A 15,154-nucleotide genomic window follows, 5' to 3' on the forward strand; every position below is an offset into this window, starting at 1 on the left:
TGCCTGTCCTTTCATACTGCGCTTGGGGCGATTGTTCGGTGTTCAAGAAGCAGGAGCGTCAGTGCAGCCCCGGCCACGTAGTTGATCCAGAGGAAGTGACGCCACCCGCTGTGCGCTCGGGCGGCGGTCTCGTCGGTGAGCCGGGCGTGGGGCGCAGCCGCCAGAAGATAGGGCAGGGCGAGCAGGCCGGCGAGCGCCCAGGGCCAGCCGGCGCCGAGCATCAGCACCCCGGCCGCAGCCCACAGTGCCAGGGAGATTCGGACGGTGAGGCGGGCGCCGAGCGCTGTGGCGATGGAGCTGATGCCGGCGGCGCGGTCCGGGCCGATGTCCTGTACGGCGCCGAACGCGTGGCTGGCCATGCCCCAGAGGAAGAAGGCTCCGAGGGCGCAGGCGACGGCGACGCTGACCTCGCCGCCGGCCAGTGCGACCGCGTAGGCGGCGGGCGTGACGAAGTGCAGGCTGGAGGTGACCGAGTCGAGGACCGGGATCTCCTTGGTGCGCAGCGGCGGGGCGGAGTAGGCGACGACGGCCAGGAGGCTCACCGCCAGCACCGCCCAGGAGGCCGGGTTCCCGAGCGCGACCAGCACGATGACGAAGGGGGCGGCGAACACCCCGCTGGCGATCAGTGTGGGCCGGTGGAGAGAGGTGTCGAGCAGCGCCCCCTCGGCACCTCCCTTGCGAGGGTTGGCGAGGTCGGAAGCATAGTCGAACACGTCGTTGATGCCGTACATCGCCAGGTTGTACGGGATGAGGAAGAAGAGGGAGCCGACAATCAGCTCCGCGCCGACGTCTCCCCCGGCGAGCAGCCAGGCGGCGGCGAAGGGGTAGGCCGTGTTGATCCAGCTCAGCGGGCGGGAGGAGCGGAGCAGCTCAGCGATCATCGCGCTCCCCTGCGGATCCGAGGGGCCTCAGCAGGACCCACAGCGCCGGCAGCAGGATCACACCCGCCAGGGGGTAGGCGAAGTCTTCGATCGGCGCGAGTCCGATGCGCAGCCCGGAGATGACGGATTCGTCGTAGGCGACAAGGCCGATGCCGATGATCACGTTGTCGAAGATGGCGGTGAGCGCGAACAGCACCCCCATGGCCAGGGCAGCGGCGGCGACGAGATCCCGCGGCCGCGCCTCGGCGTGCACGCTTCCGCTCGCACGGCGGCGCAGGTGAGCGCGTCGGGCAGTGACCGCGGCAGCCGCGCTGATCAGCAGAAAGGGGATGCACAGCACCGCGTAGGTCAGTTCGCCCATGCTGACCTCCGATGCTGGAGGAGACGGTGTGCGCCCAGGGTGAGAACCATCGTCAGGTGGCAGAGGAACGTGAGGAACACGACCTCCTCAAGCGGCAGCTCCGGGGCAAGGACTACACCGGTCATGTAGGGGCCCGTGCCCTGGAAGAAGATGCCCAGGGCAATGCCTCCGGCGTCCCACAGGAGGAAGAAGGCGACGCCGATGACCAGCACCGCGGCGGCACGCATCGGGTTGCTGAAGACGAACAGCGAGAACCGGTGATCGATGAGCAGCATGCCGCCCAGCGAGAGGATCAGGCCCGCCAGATAGACGAAGCCGATGAGGGCCTCAGGCATCGGTGGGCCTCCCGGCGGCCCGTCGCAGCGACATCCGCACCAGTTCGGCGCTGATCAGGCACATGGGCACGCCGATGCCCGGCATGGTGGTGCTGCCGGTGTAGTAGAGCCCGTCGAGCTTCGGGGAGCGGATGGGGCCGCGGAAGAACGCGCTCTGGCGCAGGGTGTGGGCCGGTCCGAGCGCCCCGCCCTTCCAGGCGCCGTACTCGCGGGCGAAATCTGCAGGGCCGATGCTTCGGCGAACCCGCACACGGTCCTTCAGACCGTCGATGCCGGCCCACGCCGCGATCTGGTCGATGGACTCGTCGACGATCTGCTCCACCTGGGCGTCCCCCGCTCCGTCGACGCCGCCTCCTCCGAGACTCTCATCGGCGCGGACAGGCACCAGGACGAAGAGGTTCTCGTGCCCCTCCGGTGCGACGTCATCGGTGGCGCTGGGCCGGCACACGTACACGGATCGCGGGGGCCCGGCGGGCGCGCGGACCCCCGCGATCTCGTCGAAGCCCTTCTGCCAGTCCTCAGTGAAGAACAGCGAGTGGTGCGCCAGCTCCGGAAGCTCGCCCTCCACCCCGAGCAGCGCCAAGACGGCCCCGGGGCCGGGATCCCTGCGCGTCCAGCCGCGGTCGGAGCGCGTGCGGTGCTCCGGGGAGAGCAGCCGCGTCTCGGTGTGGTGCATGTCTGCGCTGGTGACCACCGCGTCGGCTTCCAGGAACTGCCGTCGTCCCTCGGCATCGGTGAAGTGGACTCCGGTGGCACGGCCTTTGGACGCAGCGATGTGCTGGACTCTGCATCCGGTGCGCACGTCAGCGCCGTGGTCTTCGGCCAGGCGAGCCGCAGCCTGCACGATGGCGGTGAACCCTCCGCGGGGATAGAGAACCGACTGATTGATGTCCAGATGGCTCATCAGGTGATAGAGGCTGGGCGCGTCCTTCGGCGAGGTGCCCAGGAAGACGGCCGGATATCCGAGCACCTTCTGCACGCGTGAGTCGGAGGTGTGCCTGCTGATGAAGCGTTCCATCGGTTCGGCCAGCAGGCGCAGCAGCCGGGGCAGATGGCGAAGCAGAGCGGGGTCGGTGAAGTCCTTGAGCGAGCTGTACGTGGAGTAGAGCAGCCGGTCCGTGGCGAGACGGCAGGCCTCGGCGGCGGACCGCATGTACTCGTCGAGGGAGCCCGGCTCCTTCTCCAGCGCCTTCAGCGCCTGGAGGGAACCCTGGTCCGGGAGGTCGAAGGGGTCAGGGTCCTCTTCGAAGAAGACCCGGTAGGCCGGGTCGAGGGTGACGAGGTCCAGCTGCGCCTCGGTGGAGGTGCCCATCTGTTCGAAGAAGCGGTCGAAGACCTCGGGCATCAGGTACCAGGAGGGGCCGGTCTCGAATCGGAAGCCCTGCTCGTGCCACTCGCCGGCCCGTCCGCCCAGAGTGTCGCGGCCTTCGAGCACCGTCACATCGATGCCGTCTTTGGCGAGCAGGGCGGCCGTAGCGAGGCCTGAGAAGCCCCCGCCGATCACGATGGCGCTTTTGGTCTCTGTGCGTCCGCGCTTCATCGCAGGCCTCCTGCTGCTTCGGCCGCGAGAACTGCCATGAGCAGGCGCAGCTTGGTCCGTGGGGGCACGCTGACGCGCCGGCTCTGCAGCTCTTCGGCCGGAGTGGTTCTGAGCCTGGCCGCGAGCTCCCCGAAGAGGGATGCAGCCAGGGCGGTGGCCCTGCGCGGCCCGGGCGGCAGGAGCGGCAGGGCTTTGCGCGCCGCTGCGAGGTCCGCCTCGATCTCGCGCAGGAACGCGACCTTCTCCGACTCGCTGAGCTGCCCGGGCACGGTCCCAGGAAAGTACGCCCTGCCCCTCTGATGGGCGTCCTCCCCGAGGTCGCGCAGGAAGTTCACCTTCTGAAACGCGGCTCCGAGGCTGGAGGCGCCCGCCTCGGCGTCGGCGCGCTCCTCCGGGGTGAGCGTCTCGTGCATCAGGAACACGCGCAGGCACATCAGTCCGACGACTTCGGCGGAGCCGTAGATGTAGGTGCTGTACTCCTCACGGCTCAGCGACTGCACGGGCTCCAGATCCCGTCGCATGGATGCGAAGAATGCGGTCACCAGCGAGGCTTCGAGCGAGGACGCGCGGGCCGCGACCGCGAAGGCGTGGACGACGAGGTTGGCGCTGAACCCTCGCTCGAGGGCCTCGAGGGTCTCACTCTCGAGCGCGTCGAGGACCTCGCGCTGCTGCTCCGCGTCGAGCCCCGCCTCCTCTGCTGTTCCATCGACGATCTCGTCGGCGACGCGCACCAGCGCGTAGATGCTGCGGATGCCTGTGCGCGTCTCAGCGGGCAGCAGGCTGGTCGCAAGGCCGAAGGAGGTCGAGTAGGCATCAATCACTCGCGCGGCCGCGGCCTGGGCGGAGCTGGTGTAGAGGCCGAGATCGCTGCTGGCGGGCACGACGCTCATCACACCCCCGGGGACGCGTCGCTGCTGGGAGTGCCTCCGTAGAGGGGCATCTGTGGAATCTGCAGCACCATCCAGGGGCTGAAGGCCCACGGTGCGGCCTCCACGGCGCTGCGCAGATCATGCGGGGCCACCCATGCCGTCTCCACGACCTCGTGAAGGTTCGGCTCCGGAAGATCCTCGGCGGACGCGGTGAAGACGGGGCATATCTCGTTCTCCACCACGCCGGAGGCATCAGTGGCGCGGTACTGGAAGTCAGGCAGCGCAGAGACGACCTCATGGATGGCGAGCCCCAATTCCGACATTCCGTGGCGTCTGACCGCGTCCTCCCACCCCTCGCCGGGGCCCGGGTGTCCGCAGAACGAATTGGTCCACACGCCTGGCCAGGTCCGTTTGCTCAGCGCCCGGCGCGTGACCAGGACGCGTCCCCGGCCGTCGATGACATGGCAGGAGAAGCCGAGATGCAGCGGCGTATCGGTGCCGTGGGCCTCACTCTTGAGGAGGGTTCCTCGTGCTTCGCCCTGAGGAGTCACAAGGACCACCTGGTCTGAGATCGCAGGCTCCATAGATGCTCCTCAATCAGCTAGTCTATCTAGTAATTAACTTAGCTAATCGTAACTGGGGATCTCCTATGATGCACGTTGCCGAACCGCTCGGGCCCGCCGAAGAGCCGATATCTGAGCTCCTGGCGATGGACCCTGAGAGCACACGGCTCAGCCGGGGCGCTATGACGCCCGAGGAGGTCTCCGAAGCTGCCGCTGTGCTGGATGCTATGCGCCGGTGGCGAGCCGCCGAGCGGCGCATGAGCGAAGCCTCACGCAGGCACATGGAGCTCGGCGAGACGGACATGCGTGCCATCCGATTCGTCATGGCGGGCATGAGCGCAGGCCGGGTGGTGACTCCGAGCGACCTGGCCAAGCACCTGGGGGTGTCCACGGCCTCGGTGACGAAGATCCTCGACAGACTTGCCGCGAAGGACCACATCCTGCGCCTGCCGCACCCTGCGGATCGGCGGAGCACCGCGGTGGAGGTCACCGAGGAGACCCGTCGAAGCGCTCGCACGCTGGTGGGGAAGACGCATGCTGAGCGATTCCGTGTGGCCGCGGAGCTCACGTCGCAGGAGCGCCGGACGATCATCGGCTTCCTGGATGACCTGTGCGCTACCGAGCCTCGGCCTCAGCCGTGAGCCGCGCGACCATCTTGCGGAAGATGATCGCGTGGAACGGCGCCAGCGCCAGCCAGTAGGCCCGGCCCCCGAGCCCCGAGGGGAAGAAGATGGCGCGTTGGGTCACGATCGAACCATCGCCGTCGGGCTCGACGCGGAATTCGAGCCAAGCCTGCCCCGGGGTCTTCATCTCAGCTCGGAGCCGCAGCAGTCTGCCTGGGTCCAGGCTCTCCACCCGCCACCAGTCCACCGCGTCGCCCAGCTGCAGCTCCTCCTTGCTCCGGCGGCCGCGGCCGAGCCCGACGCCGCCGATGAGCTTGTCGGCGAGTCCGCGCAGACGCCACGCCTTGGACTGGGAGAAGTAGCCCTTCTCGCCGCCGATGCTCTCGATGACGCTGAAGACCGCCTCGGGCGAGGCGGTGCTGGTGGCTTCCCGCTTGTCGATCAGGACGGTGCGGCCGGACCAGTCGGGGTCGGAGGGCAGCGGTTCGGAGGGAGTCTCGAGCGGGTGGGCTCCGGCCCACGTGGTCTCGACGAGGTCGGCGGACATCTTCTCCAGCGCCAGACCCACGGCGGTGTCATAGTCCGTCAGTCCGGAGTCCGGAGGCGGAATGAGGTCATCGATCCCGTTGTCCTTGACGAGGCAGTCGTGCTGCAGGGACTGCACGAGCGGGATGGCCAGCGAACGCGGGATGGGGGTGACGAGGTTGACCCACTGGGCGGCCAGCCACGGCGTGAGCACGGGCAGCGGCATCACGATCGGCTCCCGGAAGCCGGCGGCGCGCGCGTAGCGCTTCATCAGTTGGGCGTAGGTGTGCACGTCGGGGCCGCCGATGTCACGACGGACGCTTTCGGTCAGCTCCAGATCGGCTGCCTGGGTGAGGTAGTGCAGAGCGTCCCGCACGGCGATGGGCTGCACCCTGTTCAGGACCCAGCGCGGCGACGGCATTGCAGGCAGCACGTCGGTGAGGTGGCGGATCATTTCGAAGCTGGCCGAGCCGGAGCCGATGACCAGACCGGCCTGGAGGGTGAGCACGGGTACGCCGCTGGCCTCGAGGATCTCGCCGACCTCGACGCGCGAGCGCAGGTGCGGACTGAGCTCGCCCTCGGGGTGGAGCCCCGAGAGATACACGATGCTGCGCACACCGCACTCCTTGGCCGCAGATCCCACCGCCTCAGCACACTGCTTGTCGACGGCGGCGAAGTCGGAGCCGCCCGTCATGGAGTGGACGAGGAAGTAGACGACGTCCATGTCGGTGCAGAGCTCGCGAGCGCGCTCAATGTCTGACAGATCGCCCTCGACAACCTCCACGTCCTTCCGCCAGGGAACGTCCCGGAGGGACTCTGCGCGCCGCGTGAGGACGCGGACAGTGTGCCCTTCCTGCAGCAGGTGGGGCACGAGGCGCCCGCCTATGTAGCCAGTTGCTCCGGTGACCGCAATACGTGCCATGTGCTGTATCCCACCATCTCAGCCTGTGTCCCAGCCGAACGGCTGAGGCTCCGAGCGAACGCCTGGATCAGTGGCCCCGGGAGCGCCAGAAGCTCCACACGTTTCCGGTGTCCGTGGTGTGCTCGAGGCTGTCGAGGATCATGGTGGAGATGGCAAGGCCTCTGCCCGACTCGGCCATCGGATCCGGCATGCGCACACCGTCGAGAACCACCTCGGCCTCCTGAGCAGTGTCGCTGAGGGTGCCGGTGAGACGGTCCGGCCTGACGCACAAGCACGCGTTGATGCGGACGCCGGAGGCATCGTCGGTCTCCCCGTGAGTGATCATGTTCGTGAGCAGCTCGCTGACCGCCAGGGAGAACTGATCCCGCTCATCATCGCTGACCTCCCCCACGCGGGCGCACAGGCTGCTGAACTCGTCGAGGACGCTGTCGACGAGCGCCAGCTCGGCTTCGCCGCTGACCCGGCAGCAGTTGTCGAGGTCACCCATCGCCGAAGGCTGCCTCAGGCGAGGCGTAGGTGCGCAGCACCTTGTCGAGGTTGGTGAGCTTCAGCACGTTCATCACCGCGGGGGTGGCGGCCGCGATGCGGAGGTCGCCCCCGGCAACACGCGCTGCCTTCAGTCCTCCGATGAGAGCGCCGAGGCCTGAGGAGTCCACGAAAGAGGTCTGAGAGAGGTCGATGACGATGCGGGTGCTGCCCTCCTCGAGCAGACGGTCCACATTCTTCCGCAGCATCGGCGCTCCCACGGCCGTCAGCCTCCCCTGCGGGCTGAGCACGGCGTAGTCGCCTGGGGTGGTCACGCTGATGTCCATGATGTTCCTTCGGGGTCGTCGTCGAGGGCCGCTGCCGGGCCGCGGTATCGGGCTGCCTGAATTATCACACTGAGAACGATGAGGATGTACGCCACCCAGATCGTGTTGACGAGGGTGCCGGTGCCGTCCGCCGTTCCGACGGCCAGACGCGCGAGGCCGACGATGAGCGCCACGGCGAGCAGCACGATGAAGGTGAGCTGCGGCCAGATCTCCCGCCAAGGAGGTCCGCCCTCCGCCTTGCCGTCCTTCTTGGTGACCACGAAGCCCAGCGGCTGCCGGAAGACGACGTTGAGCACCGTGGTCACACAGGCCTTGATCCACAGCGGGAAGAGCGCCAACGAGTACTGCTGGCCCCGCCACGTGCTCATGCCGCGGGACACATAGATGAACAGGATCTGGTTGACCAGGAAGTACGGGATGAAGCGGGCGAAGAAGTCGACGCTCCACGCGTTCACCGGCAGCACGCCCAGCGTCAGATAGAGGATCGGGGCGGTCATGTAGGCCAGTGCGGCGAAGCCGGAGAGGTAGCTCCACATGGTGCCGAAGTACATGAGGCGCTGGCCCGCGGAGAGGCCCTTCTTCACCAGAGGGTTGTCCCGCAGCATCACCTGCAGCGTCCCCTGGGCCCAGCGCAGGCGCTGCTTCAGCATCGTGGTCAGATCCTCAGGCGCGAGCCCGCGAGCGAGCACCTCGTGGTGATAGACGCTGCGCCACCCCATGGAGTGCAGCTGCATGGCGGTGGCCATGTCCTCCGTGACGGAGATGGTGGCCAGCGGCTGGATCGGCTGCGCCTCACCGGGTCGGTCTACGCGCAGCTCATCGAGCAGGGCTGCGACGGATTCGACGGCGCCCAGCGGTGAATGCTCTCGAGCGATGAGGGCCTGCAGCCCCGCGTCGTCGATGACGATCCCCTCCAATTCTCCGTCCCGTTGGACGGGGAGGTGCTGGAGCGATTCCAGGTCCGCGCGCATCTGCTCCACGTCCTGCGCAGAGAGTCTGCGGGAGGCTTTCTCCGCGGCGTCGTGGACCCGGTATACGAGATCTGCGGAAGGTTCGCCCTTCTTCAGGTCGTCGAGGGCGGCGGCGGTGATCTCCCGCAGCTGGGTCAGCTCCGCCTGCAGCGCGGGAGCTGAGCGGTGGCGCTTGGCCTCGCGGCTGAGCAGCGACTCGGCGGCGCGCAGGGTGCGCCGCGTTGAGCTCTGAAGGTCGTGCACGTAGCCGACGATGCCCAGCTGCATGAGCGCCTCACGTCGGAGCACCGCGTTGGATCCGCAGAAGAAGGCCGCGTTCCACCCGTCCTTGCCCTGCTGGATGGGTCCGTAGAAGAGGGGCGCCTGGCTGCCCAGCGGGTCGGTCTCCCCCACGTTGGTGAACCATTGGGGGGTCTGCACCAGTGCCACCTCGGCATCGTCGGCGAAGTACCCGAGGGTGTTGTGGAGGATCAGCGGATCAGGGATCTGGTCGGCGTCGAGGATGAGGAGGAACTCGCCGTCCGTCTGGAACAGGGCGTTGTTGAGGTTGCCGGCCTTTGCGTGGCGCGGCTTGTTCTGCCAGTCCTGCGAACGGGTGATGTAGCCGAGGCCCGCCGAACGCGCCGCCTCGGCCATCTCGGCGCGGTCCCCGTCGTCGAGGATGTATGTGGTGTGGGGGTAGGCGATGCCCTTCGCGGCGAGAGCCGTCTGCACGACCATCTCTATGGGTTCGTTGTACGTGGTGATGAGCACGTCGACGGTTCCCTGCGGGGGCGAGGACGGCCGCTGCCGCTCTTGGGACTTCCACATGGTCGCGGCGAAGAGGAAGGTGTCGATGAGGCTGTACGTCTCCGCGACGATGAGGGGCACGGCGATCCACCACGCCTCCCAGTTCACGGACTCCAGCCAGCGCCAGACCACATAGTTGATCCCGAGCAGCACTGCCAGCACTGCCAGGACGCGAATGATGATGAGGCGCCGGCTCATGCGTCGCGCCTGATGATCACAACCGTCACGTCGTCGGCGTCCTTGGCAGCGCGAGCCAGATCAAGCACGGTCTCCACCGCGTCTGCGGGCTCGACGTCGCGGAAGATCCGCTCGACGTCTCCGGTGGGATCGTCCAGGTCAAGGAGGTCCAGCAGCCCATCGCTGCTGCAGACGAAGGTGTCGCCGGGCTCCATGTGGACCACTGCCTCTTCGTGCTCGGACGCCAGCCCCATCCCGAGCGGCAGTCCGCTCGTGCGCGCTCTGTGCTGGTTCCCCGAAGCGCGGAAGAGAACCCCCAGGTTGTGGCCGGCGTCCACGAACCGCAGGGTGCCCGTGGAGGTGTTCAGGTCTCCATGGAAGGCGGTGACGAAGATGTCGATATCGCCCAGGTCCTCGGCAAGCAGACGGTCCGCCTCAGTCATCGCCTCCACGGGGGGCCGCTGTCCGAGAGCTCGCAGCGTGGAGCGCAGCCCTGCTGCCACGATCCCCGGGCCCAGACCTTTGCCCATGACGTCCGCGACAGTCATTCGCAGGCCGTCCGCGGTCAGCTGCAGATCGTGAAAATCGCCGGATATGGCACGCGCCGGCTTTGCGCCTGATGCCACGGTGTAGCCAGGGATGCGGGGCAGCTTCCGGGGGCACTGAGCCCGCTGAATCAGCTCGAGGTCATCCAGCTCGGCACGGCGTGCGATCTCAGTCTGGACCCACTGGGCCAAGTCCTGAAGAAGCGCCTGCTGGCGCGTGTCCAGGCTCCGCGTGGCGCTGTCCATGATGCAGAGGGTGCCGATGGGCTCCCCGCCGGGAGCTCGCAGAGGGTGCCCGGCGTAGAAGCGCAGGTGGGGGTCCCCGGTGACGAAGGGGTTGTCGTGAAAGTGCTCATCCTGAGAGGCGTCTTCGACGATGAGGGTATTGGGCTGGCGCACAGTGACGTCGCAGAATGCGTGCTCGCGGCCAGCTTCTCGGCCGCCCAGCCCGATCTCGGACATACGCCACTGACGGTCTTTGTCCAGGAGGGTCACGCTGACCATGGGGACCTGGAAGAGCTCCTGGGCCAGTCGCGTGACGCGGTCGACGCGCTCATCGGGCAGCGTGTCGAGGACGTTCAGCTGTTCGAGCGCTCGTTGGCTGCTCGCTTCATCGTAAGAATCCATTGAGTTCCCTGGGCGACGTCTTTGGGCACACTCTACAGAGCGGCGGGTGCTGTGCACGATGTACGTCGCCCGCGCTGAGCTGGGGTGACCATGGGGACGGTCAGCGCCCGAGGACGTGTCGAAGTGCGCTGTCCAGGGTGGGGTGCCTGAATCCGAATCCCGAGCTGAGCACGTGCTCGGCACTGGCTCGCTGGTCGGCCATAGCCACTTCGCGCGCGCCTTGGCGTCCGAGGAGAAGCTTGGGGCCGAAGCCGGGCACGGGCACGGCAGCGGGGCGACGAAGCACTGCGGCGAGCTCTTTGGCGTACTCCTTGGCCCGCACGGGGTGGGGGGCGGTTCCGTTGAGGGGGCCCTCCACGGTGGGCTTCAGCGCGGCGTGGACGATCATGGATGCGATGTCGTCGATGCTGATCCAGCTCTGCCACTGCTCGGATCCCAGCGGTCCGCCCAGTCCCACGGCGAAGAGCGGGAGCATCTGCTGCAGGACGCCTCCTGCGGGCGTCTGGACGATTCCGGTCCGAATCATGGAGACCCTGACCCCAGCATCCCGAGCGGGAGCTGTGGCCTTCTCCCACTGTCGGCAGACGTCTGCGAGGAAGTCGGTGCCGGCCGGCAGGTCTTCGGTCAGGATCTCCTGGTGGTGGGCCCTGTCGTGCGGCGTGGCGCCGTAGAAGCCGACCGCAGAGCCGTTCACCAGGGCGCGCCCGCGATGGTCTGATGCCTCGAGGCGAGCAAGGGTTCGAGCGATGAGGTCAGTGCCGTCGACACGGGATGCGCGCACTTTGCGTTTGTGGGAAGCGGTGAATCGTGCCGCGAGCGGGTGTCCGGCCAGGTGGATCACCACGTCGACGTCTTCGAGGTTCGCGGGGTCGAGGGTCTGGGCCTTCGGGTCCCAGGGGATGGTGCGGCGTCCGCTGGAGTCTGTGGAGGTTCGCGACGTCGCACCGGAGCTGCGAACCATGGGACGGACTTCGATGCCTGCCCCGCCGAGGATCGCGCACACGTGCTTGCCGATCATCCCGGATGCCCCCGAGACCGCGACGACCCGGACGCTGGGTGAGTTCTCTGAGGAGGTCAGGGTGCCGAGAGCCTGGTGGAAGGCGAGCTCCTCGGCGGTCTGCCTCTCCCTGTATTCGAAGATGCGGCGCATCTCGGCTTCGAAGCGGGAGTCGGCGATGCCCGCAAGCGCTGCGGGCGCTCGGCTGACGAGGGGCAGCTCGTAGTGGACCTTCTCGGTGAGCCGTGTGCCCTCGCCATCGTCCGCGAACTCTCGCTCGTGGTGCCATTCGGAGATCGGCCCGGAGACGATGTCGTCGGAGAAGCCCTCTCCGGGGACATAGTCGCTGTGCCGGGCGTCCCACTGCATCCAGGTCCGCAGCGGCAGGTGGGTTTGGGCGCTCACCAGTCCCGCGCCTGCGGTGAGGCTGGTCCCGAGCAGCCCAGGAAGGTTGATGCCGAGCGTGGACTCGGATCCGTCCTGCAGTCCGTTGGACGGCTCGCTGACCACGCGTCCGGAGAACGGCGGGTGGAGACGCACGAGCGCACCCGGCCGGGAATACCAGTCGAAGACGTCCTCGCGCGGAAAGGGAAGATAGGACCGATATTCGAAGACTGGCATTGAGACCACCTCGGGGACTGAGCTGTCGGTTTGCGGCGGAACGACTCGGCTAGCACCTCCAGGGAGGTTCCCCTGAGTCTAGATCATGGGGTGCGGCACAGCGCGGGCGTCCCCGCAGCCCTCAGGCGCCGGTGATGCGTTGGTAGTGCTCCAGGGCTTCGGCGCGCGAGGCTTTGAGGTCCACGACGGGCTCGGGATAGTCCTCTGTGCCGAATTCTGGGATCCACTGGTGGGCGTACTCGTCGTGGGGGTCGAAGCGTTCCCGCTGCCGCTCCGGGTTGAGGATGCGGAAGTAGGGGGCGGCGTCCATTCCGGAGCCGGCCACCCATTGCCAGTTAGCGGGGTTGGAGGCCGCATCAGCGTCCACCAGTGTGTCCCAGAACCAGGCCTCTCCGTCGCGCCAGTCGATTCCCAGGTTCTTGATGAGCAGGCTGGCCGCGGCCATGCGCACCCGGTTGTGCATGTAGCCGATGTCCCACAGCTGCCGCAGACCGGCGTCGACGAAGGGGAAGCCTGTCCTGCCGGCGGTCCACGCTTCGAAGACCTGCGCCTCGTCGGATGCGCGCTGCCACGGGTAGGCGTCGAACTGTGAGCGGAGGTTCTTCTGCGGCAGCTCGGGGAAGTGGAAGAGAAGATGCCAGCAGAATTCGCGCCACCCGAGCTCTGAGCGGAAGGCCCGGCGGCTCTTCTCCTGGGGCACCTGCGCTGCCGCGTCCCAGATCTGGAAAGGGCTGAGCTGGCCGAACCGCAGATAGGGCGACATGCGGGAGGTGCTGTCGTATGAGGGGACATCTCGCCCGTCGGCGTAGTTCTCGGAAAGGCTCTCTACGAACTCGCCGAGGCGCCGGTGCCCTCCGTCGATGGTCGGATCCCAGGCGTCGCGCAGCCCACCGGCCCAGTCAGGGGCGGTCGGCAGCAGATCGAGGTCACGCAGCTCCCCGAACGGCTCCTGTGCGCCGGAGAGGCGCCCCGCCGCTGCGGAGATGCCGCCCAGCGGCTCGGGCACTTGGCCCGGCTCCCGGATCATGGAGGAGCTCAGGGCGCGGTAGAAGGGTGTGAAGACTTTGTAGGGCCCGCCTGAGTTGGTCTGGATCGTCCACGGTTCGTGCAGCAGGCTGCCCGGGAAGCTTTCGACACCGATTCCACGCTCGGGCAGATGCTGCTTGATCTGGGCATCGAGGGCACGCTCGCCTGGTCCGTATCGTCGGGACCAGTGCACCCGATCGGCGCTCAGAGCCTCCGCCAGCTGCGGGACCAGCTCCGCTGGGCTGCCGGCGCGAAGGATCAGGGGCACGCCGAGCTCGCGCAGTTCGCGCTGCAGAGACTCGAGGGCATGGTGCAGCCACCAGCGGGACGCGCCGCCCAGCGGGCGGATGCCTTGGGTGGTGTCATCCAGAATATAGAGGCCGACGACATCGCCGGGCTCTTCGGCGTGCTCGGCGGCCACGGTCAGGGCCGGGTGGTCCTCCACTCGGAGGTCGTCCCGGAACCACACAAGTGTTCGTGCCATGGTGCCTCCTGGTCGAGGGGTGAAAACTCTTCGGCAGTCCACGCTCAGCGCGGGTATGGGGCTCAGCTTTCGGGATCGGTCGCCGGAGGAAGGTCGGCGGCCGCGACAGTTGACCCATCGTCGGCGTGGATCTCAACATGACTGACGTCCTGCCGCATGACGGCGGCGTTCATGCGGCACTCGATGAGGAGCTCCGAGCCGAAGAAGGTGCCGGAGGGGTGCTCCACACCGTCCTCATCGACCAAGGTGACCGTGAACGTCCGCTCAGGCGCGAGACCGTCGATCTCCAGGACGGTCTCGGTGCCCCAGGTGTGGGCGATGATGCTGGCGTCGATCTCTGCCTGCGGGGTCGCTTCGTCGAAGGTGACCTCCTCCACCATCCCGTACGTGCCAGGCGGGCCGTCTGGTGGTCTGTCCATGGTCTGGTCCAGCACCGCGGTCAGGCCGGCGCCGGCGAGGAAGCTGCCCGCTGCTGCCAGAGCGAACCAGGCGGCCAGCCGTCGACGGCGCCCACGCGCGCCGTCCGCGGGGGAGGCTTCATCGACCGCGCTGGGTGAGGGATCCTCTGCCGGGGCGGCAGGTGAGACCGTGTCGGCGAGGCGGGCGGGCGGATCTGCTTCGTCCCAGGCGCCCACGCTGCGTTCCAGTCGGGCGGCCACCGGGGCGAGCTCATCCCAGGCCCTGCGCACGCTGTGGTCCTCGACTGCGAGGGCTTCGAGCTCGGCGCGCTCTGCGTCGGTGGTCTCGCCGGCCAGTTCGGCGGCGATCAGCTCCTCGGCTCGCGGCGGGAGACTACGCATGATCGGCCTCCTCCATCAGACGTCGAAGTGCGCTGAGCCCGTGGAACGTTCTGGAGCGCAGCGTCGAGACGGGAACGTTCACGGATTCGGAGAGTTCAGCGTAGCTCCATCCGAGCACGTGCACGGCCACCACGGCTTGACGCTGCTCAATGCTGAGCTGGGCCAGCGCTTCGATGAGCTCAAGCCTGTCGTGGATGCGCGACGGTTCGGACGCACCGATCCCGTCAGCGGGGTTGGGGGTCGGCTCGGGGATGCGCGCGCTGCGCCGATAGGCATCCTTGATGACATTGCGCGCTATGGCGAACAGCCATGTCCTGACGCTGCCGTACCGGCCGTCGAATCTCTCTTGGGACCGCCACGCCTTGGTGAACGTCTCTTGGGTGATCTCTTCGGCAGTACCGGCGTCGGAGACAGCGTTGCGGGCGAACAGGAAGAGCTCCCGGCCATGCTGCAGATAGGCCTCGGAAAGGTCGAATGCGGGGATCTCGTCATGGGAGGGCTGCTGCGCACCGGGAGCCTTGCCTCTGCCCATGCGGCCTCCCCGCTGTCTCTCGAGGTGCGACGGCCCGGCGGGCTGCCTCTCGGGCAGCCGTGCTGAGCGGTTCTGGAAAAAAGTCGGGTCGCCTGTTCAACGGAACCCGCGCTTGTTGCGTAGACCACAGTAGCAGGGCGCATCAGCGGCCTGT

At 67.7% G+C, this 15,154-nt stretch carries 16 protein-coding genes; 1 reads left to right on the forward strand and 15 read right to left on the reverse strand.

The window, feature by feature from the left end:
- Window positions 1-11 precede the first annotated feature (11 nt).
- Genes FS388_RS04905 through idi form a run of 6 tightly spaced genes read right to left on the reverse strand, consistent with a single transcriptional unit; the run spans window position 12 to window position 4,570 of the window.
- Window positions 12-881: a prenyltransferase gene (locus FS388_RS04905; protein ID WP_146340248.1), complete on the reverse strand. Its 870-nt coding sequence runs from the start codon at window positions 879-881 to the stop codon at window positions 12-14.
- Window positions 871-1,242 (reverse strand): lycopene cyclase domain-containing protein, encoded by a 372-nt coding sequence (locus FS388_RS04910; RefSeq protein WP_371708699.1) that lies wholly within the window; start codon window positions 1,240-1,242, stop codon window positions 871-873. Before FS388_RS04910 ends, FS388_RS04905 begins: the two co-directional genes overlap by 11 nt.
- The gene (locus FS388_RS04915; RefSeq protein WP_210410236.1) at window positions 1,230-1,577 is read right to left on the reverse strand and encodes a lycopene cyclase domain-containing protein; all 348 of its coding nucleotides are present in this window, start codon (window positions 1,575-1,577) and stop codon (window positions 1,230-1,232) included. Before FS388_RS04915 ends, FS388_RS04910 begins: the two co-directional genes overlap by 13 nt.
- Window positions 1,570-3,117, reverse strand: a complete 1,548-nt coding sequence (gene crtI / locus FS388_RS04920; RefSeq protein ID WP_146340250.1) for a phytoene desaturase family protein — start codon at window positions 3,115-3,117, stop codon at window positions 1,570-1,572. The genes FS388_RS04915 and crtI overlap by 8 nt, the downstream gene beginning before the upstream one ends.
- Window positions 3,114-4,007 carry a phytoene/squalene synthase family protein gene (locus FS388_RS04925; RefSeq protein WP_146340252.1) on the reverse strand — a complete coding sequence of 298 codons (894 nt, stop codon included), beginning with the start codon at window positions 4,005-4,007 and terminating at the stop codon, window positions 3,114-3,116. Before FS388_RS04925 ends, crtI begins: the two co-directional genes overlap by 4 nt.
- Window positions 4,007-4,570, reverse strand: a complete 564-nt coding sequence (gene idi, locus FS388_RS04930) for an isopentenyl-diphosphate Delta-isomerase (RefSeq protein ID WP_146340254.1) — start codon at window positions 4,568-4,570, stop codon at window positions 4,007-4,009. Before idi ends, FS388_RS04925 begins: the two co-directional genes overlap by 1 nt.
- 65 nt (window positions 4,571-4,635) lie before the next feature.
- Between idi and FS388_RS04935 the strand changes: the two genes are divergently transcribed.
- Window positions 4,636-5,190, forward strand: coding sequence for a MarR family winged helix-turn-helix transcriptional regulator (locus FS388_RS04935; RefSeq protein WP_146340256.1), 555 nt, complete (start codon window positions 4,636-4,638; stop codon window positions 5,188-5,190).
- On the opposite strand, the gene FS388_RS04940 is transcribed toward FS388_RS04935, so the two are convergent.
- From FS388_RS04940 to FS388_RS04980, 9 genes are all read right to left on the reverse strand, one after another.
- Window positions 5,165-6,619: an SDR family oxidoreductase gene (locus FS388_RS04940; protein ID WP_146340258.1), complete on the reverse strand. Its 1,455-nt coding sequence runs from the start codon at window positions 6,617-6,619 to the stop codon at window positions 5,165-5,167. The genes FS388_RS04935 and FS388_RS04940 overlap by 26 nt on opposite strands.
- Before the next feature lie 67 nt (window positions 6,620-6,686).
- A complete protein-coding gene (locus FS388_RS04945; RefSeq protein WP_146340260.1) occupies window positions 6,687-7,106 on the reverse strand; it encodes an ATP-binding protein in 420 nt (139 codons plus the stop codon).
- On the reverse strand, window positions 7,099-7,431 hold the full coding sequence (locus tag FS388_RS04950; RefSeq protein WP_146340262.1) for an STAS domain-containing protein: 333 nt from the start codon (window positions 7,429-7,431) through the stop codon (window positions 7,099-7,101). The genes FS388_RS04945 and FS388_RS04950 overlap by 8 nt, the downstream gene beginning before the upstream one ends.
- Window positions 7,416-9,389 (reverse strand): glycosyltransferase, encoded by a 1,974-nt coding sequence (locus tag FS388_RS04955; RefSeq protein ID WP_146340264.1) that lies wholly within the window; start codon window positions 9,387-9,389, stop codon window positions 7,416-7,418. Before FS388_RS04955 ends, FS388_RS04950 begins: the two co-directional genes overlap by 16 nt.
- Window positions 9,386-10,540 carry a PP2C family protein-serine/threonine phosphatase gene (locus FS388_RS04960; RefSeq protein ID WP_146340266.1) on the reverse strand — a complete coding sequence of 385 codons (1,155 nt, stop codon included), beginning with the start codon at window positions 10,538-10,540 and terminating at the stop codon, window positions 9,386-9,388. Before FS388_RS04960 ends, FS388_RS04955 begins: the two co-directional genes overlap by 4 nt.
- Before the next feature lie 100 nt (window positions 10,541-10,640).
- Entirely contained in the window at window positions 10,641-12,158 is a 1,518-nt protein-coding gene (locus FS388_RS04965) for a TIGR01777 family oxidoreductase (protein ID WP_146340268.1), read from the reverse strand.
- A 121-nt stretch (window positions 12,159-12,279) separates the two neighbouring features.
- Entirely contained in the window at window positions 12,280-13,668 is a 1,389-nt protein-coding gene (locus tag FS388_RS04970) for a deoxyribodipyrimidine photo-lyase (RefSeq protein WP_146340270.1), read from the reverse strand.
- Between the two features lie 62 nt (window positions 13,669-13,730).
- Window positions 13,731-14,468: a hypothetical protein gene (locus tag FS388_RS04975; protein WP_146340272.1), complete on the reverse strand. Its 738-nt coding sequence runs from the start codon at window positions 14,466-14,468 to the stop codon at window positions 13,731-13,733.
- A complete protein-coding gene (locus tag FS388_RS04980; RefSeq protein WP_146340274.1) occupies window positions 14,461-15,000 on the reverse strand; it encodes an RNA polymerase sigma factor in 540 nt (179 codons plus the stop codon). Before FS388_RS04980 ends, FS388_RS04975 begins: the two co-directional genes overlap by 8 nt.
- Window positions 15,001-15,154 lie beyond the last annotated feature (154 nt).

It is taken from the genome of Nesterenkonia sp. NBAIMH1 (assembly GCF_007922635.1).
GTDB classification, from domain to species: Bacteria; Actinomycetota; Actinomycetes; order Actinomycetales; family Micrococcaceae; genus Nesterenkonia; species Nesterenkonia pannonica.

Excerpts from the sequence above, each read along its gene's own strand:
- FS388_RS04925 (WP_146340252.1), bottom strand. The coding sequence starts at position 4,007 with ATGAGCGTCGTGCCCGCCAGCAGCGATCTCGGCCTCTACACCAGCTCC.
- crtI (WP_146340250.1), bottom strand. The coding sequence starts at position 3,117 with ATGAAGCGCGGACGCACAGAGACCAAAAGCGCCATCGTGATCGGCGGG.
- FS388_RS04960 (WP_146340266.1), bottom strand. The coding sequence starts at position 10,540 with ATGGATTCTTACGATGAAGCGAGCAGCCAACGAGCGCTCGAACAGCTG.
- FS388_RS04945 (WP_146340260.1), bottom strand. The coding sequence starts at position 7,106 with ATGGGTGACCTCGACAACTGCTGCCGGGTCAGCGGCGAAGCCGAGCTG.
- FS388_RS04965 (WP_146340268.1), bottom strand. The coding sequence starts at position 12,158 with ATGCCAGTCTTCGAATATCGGTCCTATCTTCCCTTTCCGCGCGAGGAC.
- FS388_RS04940 (WP_146340258.1), bottom strand. The coding sequence starts at position 6,619 with ATGGCACGTATTGCGGTCACCGGAGCAACTGGCTACATAGGCGGGCGC.
- FS388_RS04910 (WP_371708699.1), bottom strand. The coding sequence starts at position 1,242 with ATGGGCGAACTGACCTACGCGGTGCTGTGCATCCCCTTTCTGCTGATC.
- FS388_RS04975 (WP_146340272.1), bottom strand. The coding sequence starts at position 14,468 with ATGCGTAGTCTCCCGCCGCGAGCCGAGGAGCTGATCGCCGCCGAACTG.
- FS388_RS04980 (WP_146340274.1), bottom strand. The coding sequence starts at position 15,000 with ATGGGCAGAGGCAAGGCTCCCGGTGCGCAGCAGCCCTCCCATGACGAG.
- FS388_RS04905 (WP_146340248.1), bottom strand. The coding sequence starts at position 881 with ATGATCGCTGAGCTGCTCCGCTCCTCCCGCCCGCTGAGCTGGATCAAC.
- FS388_RS04970 (WP_146340270.1), bottom strand. The coding sequence starts at position 13,668 with ATGGCACGAACACTTGTGTGGTTCCGGGACGACCTCCGAGTGGAGGAC.
- idi (WP_146340254.1), bottom strand. The coding sequence starts at position 4,570 with ATGGAGCCTGCGATCTCAGACCAGGTGGTCCTTGTGACTCCTCAGGGC.
- FS388_RS04955 (WP_146340264.1), bottom strand. The coding sequence starts at position 9,389 with ATGAGCCGGCGCCTCATCATCATTCGCGTCCTGGCAGTGCTGGCAGTG.
- FS388_RS04935 (WP_146340256.1), top strand. The coding sequence starts at position 4,636 with ATGATGCACGTTGCCGAACCGCTCGGGCCCGCCGAAGAGCCGATATCT.
- FS388_RS04950 (WP_146340262.1), bottom strand. The coding sequence starts at position 7,431 with ATGGACATCAGCGTGACCACCCCAGGCGACTACGCCGTGCTCAGCCCG.
- FS388_RS04915 (WP_210410236.1), bottom strand. The coding sequence starts at position 1,577 with ATGCCTGAGGCCCTCATCGGCTTCGTCTATCTGGCGGGCCTGATCCTC.